The organism is Delftia sp. DS1230 (assembly GCF_040112715.1).
Taxonomy (GTDB): Bacteria; Pseudomonadota; Gammaproteobacteria; order Burkholderiales; family Burkholderiaceae_C; genus Comamonas; species Comamonas tsuruhatensis.
The window spans coordinates 4,513,649-4,525,725 of sequence record NZ_CP157763.1 but is presented as its reverse complement, the minus strand read 5'-3'; the positions used below and the strand labels follow the sequence as shown (position 1 = coordinate 4,525,725).

Here is a 12,077-nt window from a genome sequence, read left to right as displayed (position 1 = left end):
TAGTTTGCACGTGCTTGTGAAAAATAGAATGAAGATTCGTTCTACGATCATTTCCCATGCAAGACGAGGCCTGGACCTTCTTTCCGCATGCGGGTTCGCGCCATGTGCAGACGCTGCGCGTGGCGCTCAGGCTGTTCGTGGAGCGGGGCTTCTTCAATACCTCGATACAGGACCTGTGCGCCGAGGCCGGCGTGTCCATCGGTTTCTTCTACAACCACTTTGCCGACAAGGAAGGCATTGCGCGCGAGCTGTACCGGCATTTGCTGGCGCGCATGAATGTGCTGCTCGACGATATCGAGGAGCGGCACGCGGGCAGCGCCCAGCGCTGCCGCGAGGTGCTGCGCATGCTGTTCGGGCTGGCCGAGGCCGAGCCCGAGGCCATGGGCTTCGTGGTCAATGCGCGCCACCGCGAGTTTCTGCCCGACGAGCAGGCCATCTGCTCGGCCTCGGCCTTCGTGCGCATGCGCGGCTTTGTGTTCGCCGGCATGACCGATGGCGAGATCCGCCAGATGGAGCCCATGGTGGCGGCCAGCCTGATGTACGGCAGCGCGATCCGCATGATCTGCCTGCGGCTGGACGGCATCATCGACACGCCCATAGAGCCCCTGTTCGACGCGCTCTGGGACGGGGTGTGGCGATCGCTCAAGCCTGACTGAGCGGCGCATTTTCCGGCGCGGGCGCCGTGCGGCGCCAGCGGTTGTTCCACTGAGGCGAAAGCACAAGGAGTAGCAGGGATGGCGCATCACATCTTGATCATCGGAGGGGGCATTGGCGGCACCATGACCGCCAACCACCTGGTCAGCAAGCTGTATCCGGAGGTGGTCACGGGCAAGGTGCGCATCACCATGCTGTCGAATTCGCCCTGGCACTACTACAAGCCTGCCTTCATGTACGTGGCCTTCAATGCCTTCTTCCGCGACGAGTTGCGGCGCAGGCAGCGCGGCCTGCTGCGGCCCGAGATCGACTTCCAGGTGGAAGAGGTGGAGCGTTTCGACTTTGCGCTGCAGGCCGTGCACTGCAGGAGCGGCAAGCGCTTCGGCTACGACCATCTGGTGATCTCCACGGGCTGCGTGCCCTCGCCCGAGCGCATCGAAGGCCTGGCCGAGGCCGGCGACCACTTCTACCAGCACGCGCCCGCGCGGCAGCTGGCCGACAAGCTGGCGCGCATAGAAAAGGGCCGCATCTTCGTCACCGTCACCTTTCCCAAGACGCCCAATGTGCCGCACCAGTGCGGCATCGCGCCCATAGAGACCACGCTGATGCTGGACGACCTGCTGCGCCGGCGCGGCGTGCGCGACAAGGTGGAGATCGTCTACACCTATCCCACGGTCTCGCAGCTGCTGCGCAACTGCCTGTTCCTGCAGAAGGACACCTGCGAGATCCTGCCCACGGTGTTCGAGCAGCGCGGCATTCGCCACCAGCGCGGCTTCACGCTGGCGCGCGTGGACCCCGAGGCCAAGGTGGCCCACTCGGAGGAGGGCCAGGCCGAGGACTTCGACATCCTCATGGCCACGCCGCCGATACGCGCCGTGCAGGCCGTGCGCGACTGCGGCCTGTCGCAGGCGCAGGATGGCGAAGGCTGGCTGCCCACCGACCACGAGACCATGCAGGTGCTGGGCCAGAGCCATGTCTATGTGCTGGGCGATACGGTGGACCTGCCGGTGAGCAAGGCCGGCGGCGCCTGCCACAACCAGTCGCCCGTGGTGGTGAACAACATCGCCTCGCAGATCCGCTTCGGCCGCACCAGCGATGCCTACGACGGGCGCGTGGTGGCCATCGCCCAGATGGGCCTGGACGGCGGCATGCCGCTTTGGTACGACTACCAGGTCGACGTCAAGTCCACGCCGCCGACCAAGGTCGGCTCCATGATGCGCAAGGGCTTCAACCGCGGCATGTACTGGGCCGTGGCCCGCGCCCTGGTCTGAGGCCAGGGCCTTTGCATTGTCATTCCAAGCACGAAGACAAGGAGCACCGAGATGAACATCGCTTCCGACATTCCCGTGGCGCAGCCCGCCGCCGGCGGCCTGCTGCAGGACGACGCCGCGCTGCAGGGGCTGGCCGAACTGATGGGCAAGCTGGAGCCGCTGCTGGTGGGCCGGCGCCTGAACCGCGTGGTCGATCTGCTGTCGGCCACGGCGGACCTGGTGGACATGGCAGACGACTACATGGTCGAGAAGGTCGCCAAGGCCTTCGAGGATGGCGTGGGCGGGGCCTGGGCCGCGGGCAATGCCGCGCGCATGGCGGCGGCCCAGGTGCAGGCCATGGAGGAAACGCCCACCCTGATCGGCCTGATGCGCATGGCACGCGAGCCCGATGTGCGGCGCGGCCTGGCCTTCATGCTGGCCATGGCCGGCGCGCTGGGGCGCCAGCATGCCCACGATCCCATCGACTACGCGGCGGACTGAAACGCAGGGCCGAGCCACGGCCGCCCGGCAGCGCACGGGCTGCGGTGGTACAAACGCCGGGGGCGGATGTGATCCGCCCCTTTCTTTTTGCCCATTGCCCGCCATGCCTTCCTCCTGTTCCTTGCCGGTGCTGCCGGCCGCTGTCCCTGACCATTGCAGGCCCCGCCGCACCGAGGGCAGGGCATGACCGCGCAGCACCTGAGCCGTGGCGACTGGGCGCGTGCGCTGCTGGTCATCCTGATCTGGGGCACCAACTTCGTGGCCATGAAGTTCGGTCTGCTGACGCTGTCGCCCATGCTGCTGAGCGCGCTGCGCTTCGTGGTGGCGTCGCTGCCCTTTTTGCTGTTCGTGCGCCCGCCCAAGTCGGTGGGCTGGCGCTATCTGGCCGCCTATGGGCTGGTGCAGGGCGTGGGCCAGTTCGGCATGCTGTTCCTGGGCCTGAAGCTGGGCATGCCGGCGGGCATGGCCTCGGTGGTGCTGCAGACGCAGGCCTTCGTCACGCTGCTGCTGGCCGCCTTCCTGCTGGGCGAGCCCGCGCGCCTGTGGCATTGGCTGGGCCTGGTGGTGTCGCTGGGCGGGCTGGTTGCCATTGGCAGCGCCCATGGCGAAGGCGACAACGCCATGACGCTGGCCGGCTTTTTGCTGACCGTGGGCGCAGCCTGCATGTGGGCCGTGTCCAACATGATCACGCGCTATGCGGCGCGCAGCGGCCCCTACGAGCCTTTCCCCTTCATCGTCTGGAGCAGCATCTTTCCCATCGCGCCGCTGATGGCCCTGGCCGTCTGGACCGATGGCGCGGATACGGTCGTGCAGCAACTGGCGGGGATCGACCTGACCGCCGTGGCCTCCATCCTGTACCTGGCGCTGCTGGCCACGCTGCTGGGCTACGGCCTGTGGACGCGCCTGCTGCAGCGCTATGCGGCCGGCACGGTGGCGCCGCTGTCTCTGATGGTGCCCGTGGTGGGCCTGGTCTCGGCCATGCTGCTGCTGGGCGAGCGGCCTACCTTCATGCAGTGGATGGGCACGCTGGCCGTGCTGGCGGGCATGGTGATCAACCAGTTCGGCGGGCGCTGGCTGGCGGGGCGGGCGCGATAGGGGAACAGGCGCCAGGGGGATGGTCGGGGTCGGTGGCAGCAGGCCGGCTTTGCATTTCTTTAAATGACTCGGGTAATAAAAATCATTATCATTCCCGCTCTTTGAAAGGCGGCGTGCTCCAGGCGCGCGGCCAACGCCCGGCGCCGCACAGACCTTGAACTGTTGTGGCGCCTTTGTCCGTCCGGGCCTGCGCTGCGGCCACGGCGTCCATGACGGGCAACGATCCGCAAGAAAGGTCATCCCCATGCAAGCCTCGACCCCGGGAGGGTCCTCTCCATCCCTGCTGCGCTACCGCGTGGCCGTGGCCTCGCGCGCCTTGGCGGCGATCGGCGGCGGCTATCTGCTGTCGGCCGCCTGCGCCGCCACGGGCGCGCGCGCCATGGTCTGGCTGGGCGTGGAACGGGCCGATGCGGCGCTGGGCTCGACGCTGCTGGCCTTCATCATCTACGCCGTGGCGGCCATGTGGGCCTTTGGCTGCGCCAGCGCCTGGCGCGCCTGGGCCGTGATCGGCCTGCCGGGCGCGGGCCTGGGACTGCTGGCCTGGGTGCTGTCGAACGGAGCCGCCGCATGAGGGCAGACGGCAAACCCGAGGGACTGCGCCAGTCCATGTCCTGGCTGCACACCTGGAGCGGCCTGCTGCTGGGCTGGCTGCTCTACGCGGTGTTCTTCACGGGCACCCTGAGTTATTTCCGCGACGAGATCAACGACTGGATGCGGCCCGAGCTGCACGGCTCGGTGCAGGACGCCGATACCGCGCAGCGCGCACTGGAGGCCATGCAGCGCATCGCGCCGGAGGCCACGACCTGGACGCTGGGCCTGCCCGGCCCGCGCCAGGTGGCCGTGGCCGCATCCTGGCGCGAGCCCGGCGCCGCCACGGGCCGCGCAGGCACCAGGCGCGCCGAGATCGACGCCGCCACGGGCGAGAAGCTGGAGCCGCGCGAGACACGCGCCGGCAACTTCTTCTACCGCTTCCACTTCGAGCTGCACGCCATGCCGCGCATCTGGGGCCGCTGGATCGTGGGCTTCGCCACCATGCTGATGTTCGTGGCCATCATCACGGGCGTGATCACGCACAAGAAGATCTTCACGGACTTCTTCACCTTCCGCCCGCGCAAGGGCCAGCGCTCCTGGCTGGACGCGCACAACGCCACGGCCGTGCTGGCGCTGCCGTTTCACATCGTCATCACCTTCAGCGGACTGGTGCTGCTGATGTTCATGCTCATGCCCTGGGGCATACAGGCGGCCTACAACGGCGACACCAATGCCTACTTCGCCGATGTGCGGGGCGCGCGCGGTCAGGCGGCCAACCAGGGCCCGGGCGCGCGCGGTGACAAACAGGAGCGCCAGGCCGCTGCGCTGGCCGATATCGCGCCCATGCTGGCCGAGGGCGCGCGCCGCTGGCCCGAGCACGGCGTGGGCAGCATCACGGTCAACGCGCCCGGCACCTCGCGCGCGGTGGTCGAGCTGCGCGAAGGCGGCGGCATGAGCCTCATCAACCGCGGCCAGTCCGAGACCCTGCGCTTCGACGGCGTGACCGGCCAGTTGCAGGCCAGCGCCGAGGCGCCCGCCATCTCATGGGTGCGCGCCACCAGCAACGTGATCACCGGCGTGCACCTGGGCCGCTTTGCAGAGCCCGCCACGCGCTGGCTGCTGCTGCTCAGCGGCGTGGTCGGCACCTTCATGGCCGCGTCCGGCATGGTGCTGTGGGTGGTCAAGCGCATGCCCGAGCGCCGCAAGCTGGGCCGCACGCCCTTCGGCCACCGTCTGGTGGAGGTGCTCAACGTGGGCTCCATCGCGGGCCTGTCGGTGGCCGTGGCCGGCTTCTTCTGGCTCAACCGCCTGCTACCCGTGCCCATGCAGGGGCGTGCCGACTGGGAAATCAACGGCTTCTTCATCATCTGGCTGCTGTGCCTGCTGCATCCGCTGCGGGTCTCGCACCGCAATGCCTGGCTGCAGCAGATGGCGCTGGCCGCCGTGCTGTACGCGCTGCTGCCCCTGCTCAACCTGCTGACGGGCGGCGCATCGCTGGTGCAGACCCTGGCCAACGGGCAGTGGAGCATCGCCAGCTTCGAGCTGCTGATGCTGGGCCTGGCCGCCATCCACGGCGTGGTGGCCTGGTGGCTGCTGCGCGGCAAGCCGGCAGCGGCTGCAGTGCCTGCAGTCGCCCGCACGCAAGCCCGCGCCGCCAGCCATGCCCCCACGCTGGAGCGCGCGTCATGATGATTCTTGGCGCCTTTTTTCTGGCCTTTGCAGGCTTTGCCGTCATCGCCGCTTCCATGGACCGGCACCAGGACCAGCTGGGCACCGAAGGCCTGGCGCCCGCGCGCCTGAAGGCCTGGCGGCTGGCCGGCTACGCGCTGCTGGCCCTATCGCTGGCGCCTTGCCTGCTGCGCTGGAATGCCTCGGTGGCCGTGGCCGCCTGGCTGGGCCTGCTCACCTTTGCGGCCCTGGCCCTGGGCCTGCTGCTGACCTATGCACCGCAGTTCGCGCGGCGTGTGGCGGCCGCTGCAGCGGCGGCGGGGCTGCTGGCCTGGCTGGTGGCTGGCTGATTCAATAGGCGGCAGCTGCCTGCTGTGCCGGCGCGGCCACCGGCGAATCATCGAACTGCCCCCGCAGCCTGCGCGCCGCATTCGCAAACAGCAGCACATCCACGCCCACGGCCACGAAGCTGCAGCCCAGGTCCAGGTAGCGGCGGGCCAGGGCGGGGTCCGAGGTCAGGGTGCCGGCCGCCTTGCCGCTGGCGATGATGGTCTTCATGGCGGCTTCGATGGCGGCCTGCACTTCGGGGTGGCCCGGGTTGCCGCGGTGGCCCATGGAGGCGGCCAGGTCGGCGGGGCCGATGAAGACGCCGTGCACGCCGTCCACTGCGCAGATGGCCGGCAGGTTCTGCAGGGCGCTCACGGTCTCGGCCTGCACCAGCAGGCAGACCTCGTCGTCGGCCACCTGCAGGTAGTCGGCGCGCGCGCTCCACTGCGATGCGCGGCCCACGGCGCTGCCCACGCCGCGCACGCCCAGTGGCGGGTAGCGCGTGGCGGCCACCACGGCACGCGCCTGTTCGGCCGTGTCCACCATGGGCACGAGCAAGGTGGTGGCGCCTATGTCCAGCATCTGCTTGATCAGGGCCGTGCTGCCTTCGACCACGCGCACCACGGCCTGGGCCGGGTGCGGGGCCACGGCCTGTAGTGCGGCCAGTGTGCTGCGCACGTCGTTGGGCGCGTGCTCGCCGTCGATCAGCAGCCAGTCGTAGCCGCAGGTGGCGGCCGCCTCGGCCAGGTAGGGGTCGGCCATGGACAGCCACAGGCCGATGCGGGGCTGGCCTGCGGCCAGGGCGGTCTTGAAGGGGTTATGGGCTGGCATGGTGTCCGGTGATTTCGTTGAGGGAAACATTCAGTCCAGCAGGCCCTGGCAGACGTACTTGGTGTGCAGGTAGTCGTCCAGGCCGTGGGTAGAGCCCTCGCGGCCGTAGCCCGACTCCTTGACTCCGCCGAAGGGCGCTGCCTCGGCAGCCAGTGCGCCTTCGTTGATGCCGACGATGCCGGTCTCCAACGCATCGGCCATGCGCCAGATGCGGCGTGCGTCGTTGCTGTAGAAGTAGGCGGCCAGGCCGAAGGGCGTGTCGTTGGCTGCGGCGATGACCTCGTCCTCGCTGTCGAAGACGGTGAGCGGCGCCACGGGGCCGAAGGTTTCCTCGCATGCGCAGGCCATGGAGGCATCGGCGCCCGTGAGCACGGTGGGCGCGTAGTAGTTGGCGCCCAGGGCATCCAGGCGCCTGCCGCCCGTGAGCACCCTGGCGCCGCGCGCCACGGCGTCCTGCACATGGCGCTCGATCTTTTCCACGGCGCGCGCATTGATCATGGGGCCGATCTGCGAGGCCGGGTCGCTGGCCGGGCCCACGTGCAGCGCGGCCACGCGCGCGGCCAGCTTCTGTGCAAACGCGTCGTGCACGCTGCGGTGCACGAAGACGCGGTTGGGGCACACGCAGGTCTGGCCGCCATTGCGGAACTTGGCGGCCATGAAGCCGTCGACGGCGGCATCGATGTCGGCGTCCTCGAAGACGATGAAGGGCGCATTGCCGCCCAGCTCCAGCGAGAGCTTCTTGAGCGTGTCGGCGCTGCGCCGCGCCAGGTGCTTGCCCACGGGCGTGGAGCCCGTGAAGGTGATCTTGCGCACGCGCGCATCGTCCAGCCAGACATCCACCACCTCGGGCGTCTTCTCGCGCGAGGCCGTGACGATGTTGAGCACGCCGGCCGGCACGCCCGCCTCCTGGGCCAGCAGCACCAGGGCCAGCGAGGTCAGCGGCGTGTCTTCCGCGGGCTTGCAGACCACGGTGCAGCCGGCGGCCAGCGCGGGCGCGATCTTGCGGGCGATCATGGCGGCCGGAAAATTCCAGGGCGTGATGGCGGCCACCACGCCCACGGGCTCGCGCAGCGCAAACATGCGCCGGCCAGGCACGGGCGCGGGAATGATCTCGCCGTTCATGCGCGTGGCCTCTTCGGCAAACCATTCGATGTAGCTGGCCGCGTAGGCGACCTCGCCCTTGCCCTCGACCAGGGGCTTGCCCTGCTCGCGGCTGATGAGGCGGCCCAGGTCGTCCTGGTGGGCCAGCACCAGGTCGTTCCAGCGCTTGATGATGGCGGCGCGCTGTTTGGCGGGCGTCTTGCGCCAGGCGGGGAAGGCGGCATGCGCGGCGTCCAGCGCGGCGCGGGCCTCGGCGGCGCCGGAGTCGGGCACCTCGGTGATCAGTGCGCCCGTGGCGGGGTCGGTCACGGCCAGGCGTGGGGCAGGTGCGGCGGGCGTGGCCGTCTCAGTCGCAGTCGCGGTCGTCCATTGGCCGGCGATGAAGTTGGCGCTGCGCAGCAGCTCGGGGCGGGTCAGGGTCAGTGGCATGGGATCGGTGGATGCAGGTGTTGTAAGGGGCGGCTCAGCTCACGATGCCCAGGTGCCAGGGCACGAACTCATGGTCGCCCAGGCCCAGGGCCTCGCTCTTGGTGGGCTCGCCGCTGGCGTGGCGCAGGATCTGCGCGAAGATGCGCTGCCCCATCTCGGGCACGCCGCATTCGCCGTCCACGATCAAGCCGCAGTTGATGTCCATGTCTTCCTCCAGGCGGCGGTACATGGGCGTGTTGCTGGCCAGCTTGATGGTGGGCGCGGGCTTGCTGCCGAACATGGAGCCGCGCCCCGTGGTGAAGCAGATCAGGTGCGCGCCGCTGGCAATCTGGCCCGTGGAGGCCACCGGGTCGTAGCCCGGAGAATCCATGAAGACGAAGCCCGGCTCGGTGATGGGCTCGGCGTATTCGTAGACGGCGCGCAGCGGCGTGGTGCCGCCCTTCATGGCCGAGCCCAGCGATTTCTCGAAGATGTTGGCCAGGCCGCCGGCCTGGTTGCCGTGGCCGACCACGCCGTTGAACTGCGCGTTCTGGCCGGCCGCGTAGCGCTCCCACCAGGCCAGGCGGTCCAGCAGCTTCTGCCCCACGGCAGGCGTGATGGCGCGGCGCGTGAGCATGAATTCCACGCCATGGATCTCGGGCGTTTCCGACAGGATGGCCGTGCCGCCGTGGCGCACCAGGATGTCCATGGCCGCGCCCAGGGCCGGGTTGGCCGTGATGCCCGAAAACCCGTCCGAGCCGCCGCACTCCAGCCCGATCTTCAGGTGGCTGGCACTGACCGTGCTGCGCCGCGCGGCGTCGGCCTCGGGCAGCATCTCTTCGATGGCGCGGATGCCCGCCTCGATGGTCACGCGCGTGCCGCCCACTTCCTGCATCACCAGGGTGCGCATGAGCCGGCCTTCGCTCAGGCCCTGCGACTCCACCAGGGCATCGACCTGGTTGCGCTCGCAGCCCAGGCCCACGATGAGCACGCCGGCCAGGTTCGGGTGGCGCGCATAGCCGGCCAGCGTGCGGCGCAGCACGTCGAAATGCTCGCTGGGCGAGGACATGCCGCAGCCGCTGGTCTGGGCGAAGGCCACCACGCCGTCCACGTTGGGGAAGGCTGCCATGCGCTCGGCCGTGAAATGCGCGGCAATGCGCTTGATCACCGTGGCCGAGCAGTTCACCGACGACAGGATGCCGATGAAGTTGCGCGTGCCCACGCCGCCGCCGGCGCGCACAAAGCCCTGGAAGCTGGCGCGCTGCGCCTCGGGCACATAGTCCACGGGCCGCACATCGGCGCCGAAGGCCGGGTCGCGGTAGTAGTCCACGATGCGCAGGTTGTGGCTGTGCACATAGTCGCCGGCCTCCAGCTCACGCGTGACCACGCCGATCACGGTGTCGTACTTCTTCACCTGCTCGCCCTCTGCGATGCGGCGCGCGGCGATCTTGTGGCCCGCAGGCACCTGGGCGCGGGCGCGCACGCCCAGTTCGGGAATCTCCTGGCCCAGCGACAGAGCGGTCCTGGCGACCAGCACGTTGTCGTTGGGATGCAGGTGCAGCAGGGGGCTATCGGTGCGGGACATGCGGGACATGCGGGGCTTTCATCGGTGTGGGTTCGCGGGCTGTCAGCCCTTCATCAATTCGCGCAGCTTGAGCTTGTCGATCAAAACGGTCTCTTTTTGATAGACCGTGTTGACGTATTTCTCGTAGTCCGGGCCATCCAGGTACAGCAGCGGCGCGTCCAGCTTCTCGGCCACGGACTTGAACTCGGGGCTGGCCACGGCGGCGCGGAAGGCCTCGCGCAGCCTGGCCGCCACGGCCGGGTCCAGGCCACGCGGCGCGCCAATGCCGTTGGGCGCATCGACCACCACGTCGTAGCCGCATTCGCGCAGCGTGGGCACGTCCTTGAAGCGCGCCGTGCGCTGCTCGCCCCAGGTGGCCAGCAGGCGCAGCTTGCCGGCCTCCACATGGGGAGCCCAGGAGCTGGAGTCGGCCAGCGCATCCACATGGCCGCCCAGCAAGCCCTGCAGTGCCTCGGCGCCGCCCTTGTAGGGCACATGGTTGAGCTGTATGCCGGCCACGCCCGCAAACTCCTCCATGCCCACATGCGTGGCACCGCCTACGCCTGCATGGGCATAGGTCACCTGGCCGGGCCTCGCCTTGGCGGCGGCCACGAAGTCCTTGAGCGTCTTGAACGGCGAATGGGCGGGCACGGCAATGCCGAAGGTCTGGCCCGAGGTGCGCGCGATGTAGGTGTAGTCCTTGCGCGGATCGGCCTGCAGGCTGCCCAGTTGCGAAAAGCGCGTGACCGAGATGGGAATCTGGCCGATGGTGTAGCCGTCCGCCCTGGCCGAGGCCAGCGCCTTGGCGCCGATCATTCCCGAGGCGCCCGCGCGGTTCTCCACCGCGATCGGCTGGCCCAGCAGCTTGCCGGCCACGGTGCACAGCGCGCGCATGGACTGGTCGGCCGTGCCGCCCGCAGGCCAGGGGCAGATGAAGGTGATGGGGCGTTCGGGCCAGCTCTGGGCGAAAAGAGGTCCGGTGGCGGCCAGTGCGCTGGCGCCGAGGGTGGCGAGCACGAATTCGCGCCGGCTTGCATGGCGTGTGCGTGGGGTGTTCATCGCTTGTCTCCTGTATTGGCTTTTTGCAGCCCTGTGATCCGGGCCTTGGGCTGACTGGCGCGATTGTTCAGTGCCTGATCATGACAATCCAATGAAAAGATAGACTGGCTTCATAACCTCAAAGCTATGAAGACCCCATGAGCAAGATAGACCGCGTGCTGCGCTCCAACCTCAAGCTGCGCCATCTGCAGCTGCTGGTGGCGCTGGACCAGTTCCGCCACCTGGGCCGCGCCGCCGAGTTCCTGGCCGTGACCCAGCCCGCCGTCTCCAAGACCCTGGCCGAGATAGAGCGCATGCTGGACATGACGCTGTTCGAGCGCTCCACGCGCGGCACCGAGCCCACGGCGGCCGGGGTCAGCATGGTGCGCTTTGCGCGCTCGGTGCTGGCGGGCTTCGAACGCACGCGCGATGAAATGGCGGCCGAGGCCAGCGGCACACGCGGGCGCACCAGCGTGGGCGCCATGGTCGTGGCCACGCCCGTGCTGCTGGCCCGGGCCGTCGAGCAGTTGAAGGCGCGATCGGCCCAGACCACGGTGCTGGTCGAGGAGGGCGATCTCACGCGGCTGCTGCCCAAGCTGCGCATGGGCGAGCTGGACCTGTTCGTGGGCCGGCTCGAACCCGGCTATGCCTCGCCCGACCTGGAGACCGAAGCCCTGTACGACGAGCCCATGGTCGCCGTCGTGCGCCCCGGCCATGCGTTGCTGGCGCAGCCTGCGAGCTGGCAGGCGCTGGCCGACATGCCCTGCGTCATGCCCCCGCCCTGGGCATCGCTGCGCGTGAAGCTGGAGCAGCAGTTCTTCGCCCACGGCCTGCATCCTCCGGCCGATCTGGTGGAGTCCGCCTCATTCCTGTCGCAGATCAGCTTCCTGCACCAGCGCGGCGCCGTGGCCTTCATGGCGCGCGGCGTGGCCGAGCATTTCGCGCAGCAGGGGCTGGTCGCCGTGCTGGACCTGCCCGTGCCCATCGACCTGCCCCCCGTGGGCCTGATCACCCTGCGCGGCCAGCCGATGACGGCGACGACGCGGTTGCTGGTGGAGTGTTTGCGGACGGTGGGGCGCAGCCTGGCAACGCGCTGATCCTGCGGCTGC

12 protein-coding genes are annotated in these 12,077 nt (G+C 69.1%); 8 read left to right on the top strand and 4 right to left on the bottom strand.

The annotated features are described in order from the left end of the window. The first annotated feature begins 56 nt into the window (after window positions 1–56). The 7 genes from AAN986_RS20410 to AAN986_RS20380 all read left to right on the top strand — a co-directional run bounded on the left by AAN986_RS20410 (window position 57) and on the right by AAN986_RS20380 (window position 6,049). On the top strand, window positions 57–656 hold the full coding sequence (locus tag AAN986_RS20410; RefSeq protein WP_012204257.1) for a TetR/AcrR family transcriptional regulator: 600 nt from the start codon (window positions 57–59) through the stop codon (window positions 654–656). Between the two features lie 78 nt (window positions 657–734). Further along, entirely contained in the window at window positions 735–1,925 is a 1,191-nt protein-coding gene (locus tag AAN986_RS20405; protein ID WP_047218719.1) for an FAD/NAD(P)-binding oxidoreductase, read from the top strand. A 51-nt stretch (window positions 1,926–1,976) separates the two neighbouring features. Then, the gene (locus AAN986_RS20400; protein WP_016453818.1) at window positions 1,977–2,405 is read left to right on the top strand and encodes a DUF1641 domain-containing protein; all 429 of its coding nucleotides are present in this window, start codon (window positions 1,977–1,979) and stop codon (window positions 2,403–2,405) included. Between the two features lie 183 nt (window positions 2,406–2,588). Then, the gene (locus AAN986_RS20395) at window positions 2,589–3,500 is read left to right on the top strand and encodes an O-acetylserine/cysteine exporter (RefSeq protein ID WP_013803501.1); all 912 of its coding nucleotides are present in this window, start codon (window positions 2,589–2,591) and stop codon (window positions 3,498–3,500) included. A gap of 244 nt (window positions 3,501–3,744) precedes the next feature. Continuing rightward, complete coding sequence (locus AAN986_RS20390; RefSeq protein ID WP_016449744.1) at window positions 3,745–4,071, top strand: DUF3649 domain-containing protein; 327 nt, start codon at window positions 3,745–3,747, stop codon at window positions 4,069–4,071. After that, the gene (locus AAN986_RS20385) at window positions 4,068–5,720 is read left to right on the top strand and encodes a PepSY-associated TM helix domain-containing protein (RefSeq protein WP_046988847.1); all 1,653 of its coding nucleotides are present in this window, start codon (window positions 4,068–4,070) and stop codon (window positions 5,718–5,720) included. Before AAN986_RS20390 ends, AAN986_RS20385 begins: the two co-directional genes overlap by 4 nt. Further along, window positions 5,717–6,049, top strand: coding sequence for a DUF3325 domain-containing protein (locus AAN986_RS20380; RefSeq protein ID WP_046988848.1), 333 nt, complete (start codon window positions 5,717–5,719; stop codon window positions 6,047–6,049). The genes AAN986_RS20385 and AAN986_RS20380 overlap by 4 nt, the downstream gene beginning before the upstream one ends. 1 nt (window position 6,050) lies before the next feature. Here AAN986_RS20380 and hpaI read toward each other — a convergent pair whose 3' ends face one another. The 4 genes from hpaI to AAN986_RS20360 are packed head-to-tail and all read right to left on the bottom strand — an operon-like array spanning window position 6,051 to window position 10,989. Beyond that, entirely contained in the window at window positions 6,051–6,857 is an 807-nt protein-coding gene (gene hpaI / locus AAN986_RS20375; RefSeq protein WP_047218718.1) for a 4-hydroxy-2-oxoheptanedioate aldolase, read from the bottom strand. Window positions 6,858–6,887: 30 nt separating this feature from the next. Beyond that, entirely contained in the window at window positions 6,888–8,387 is a 1,500-nt protein-coding gene (locus AAN986_RS20370) for an NAD-dependent succinate-semialdehyde dehydrogenase (RefSeq protein WP_046988434.1), read from the bottom strand. A 34-nt stretch (window positions 8,388–8,421) separates the two neighbouring features. Further along, window positions 8,422–9,951, bottom strand: a complete 1,530-nt coding sequence (locus AAN986_RS20365; protein WP_017406919.1) for an altronate dehydratase family protein — start codon at window positions 9,949–9,951, stop codon at window positions 8,422–8,424. A gap of 42 nt (window positions 9,952–9,993) precedes the next feature. Next, window positions 9,994–10,989, bottom strand: a complete 996-nt coding sequence (locus AAN986_RS20360) for a tripartite tricarboxylate transporter substrate binding protein (RefSeq protein ID WP_046988435.1) — start codon at window positions 10,987–10,989, stop codon at window positions 9,994–9,996. A 137-nt stretch (window positions 10,990–11,126) separates the two neighbouring features. Between AAN986_RS20360 and AAN986_RS20355 the strand changes: the two genes are divergently transcribed. Next, the gene (locus AAN986_RS20355) at window positions 11,127–12,065 is read left to right on the top strand and encodes a LysR substrate-binding domain-containing protein (protein ID WP_046988436.1); all 939 of its coding nucleotides are present in this window, start codon (window positions 11,127–11,129) and stop codon (window positions 12,063–12,065) included. Window positions 12,066–12,077 lie beyond the last annotated feature (12 nt).

Excerpts from the sequence above, each read along its gene's own strand:
- AAN986_RS20355 (WP_046988436.1), top strand. The coding sequence starts at position 11,127 with ATGAGCAAGATAGACCGCGTGCTGCGCTCCAACCTCAAGCTGCGCCAT.
- AAN986_RS20395 (WP_013803501.1), top strand. The coding sequence starts at position 2,589 with ATGACCGCGCAGCACCTGAGCCGTGGCGACTGGGCGCGTGCGCTGCTG.
- AAN986_RS20370 (WP_046988434.1), bottom strand. The coding sequence starts at position 8,387 with ATGCCACTGACCCTGACCCGCCCCGAGCTGCTGCGCAGCGCCAACTTC.
- AAN986_RS20405 (WP_047218719.1), top strand. The coding sequence starts at position 735 with ATGGCGCATCACATCTTGATCATCGGAGGGGGCATTGGCGGCACCATG.
- AAN986_RS20385 (WP_046988847.1), top strand. The coding sequence starts at position 4,068 with ATGAGGGCAGACGGCAAACCCGAGGGACTGCGCCAGTCCATGTCCTGG.
- AAN986_RS20380 (WP_046988848.1), top strand. The coding sequence starts at position 5,717 with ATGATGATTCTTGGCGCCTTTTTTCTGGCCTTTGCAGGCTTTGCCGTC.
- AAN986_RS20390 (WP_016449744.1), top strand. The coding sequence starts at position 3,745 with ATGCAAGCCTCGACCCCGGGAGGGTCCTCTCCATCCCTGCTGCGCTAC.
- AAN986_RS20360 (WP_046988435.1), bottom strand. The coding sequence starts at position 10,989 with ATGAACACCCCACGCACACGCCATGCAAGCCGGCGCGAATTCGTGCTC.
- AAN986_RS20410 (WP_012204257.1), top strand. The coding sequence starts at position 57 with ATGCAAGACGAGGCCTGGACCTTCTTTCCGCATGCGGGTTCGCGCCAT.
- AAN986_RS20400 (WP_016453818.1), top strand. The coding sequence starts at position 1,977 with ATGAACATCGCTTCCGACATTCCCGTGGCGCAGCCCGCCGCCGGCGGC.
- hpaI (WP_047218718.1), bottom strand. The coding sequence starts at position 6,857 with ATGCCAGCCCATAACCCCTTCAAGACCGCCCTGGCCGCAGGCCAGCCC.
- AAN986_RS20365 (WP_017406919.1), bottom strand. The coding sequence starts at position 9,951 with ATGTCCCGCACCGATAGCCCCCTGCTGCACCTGCATCCCAACGACAAC.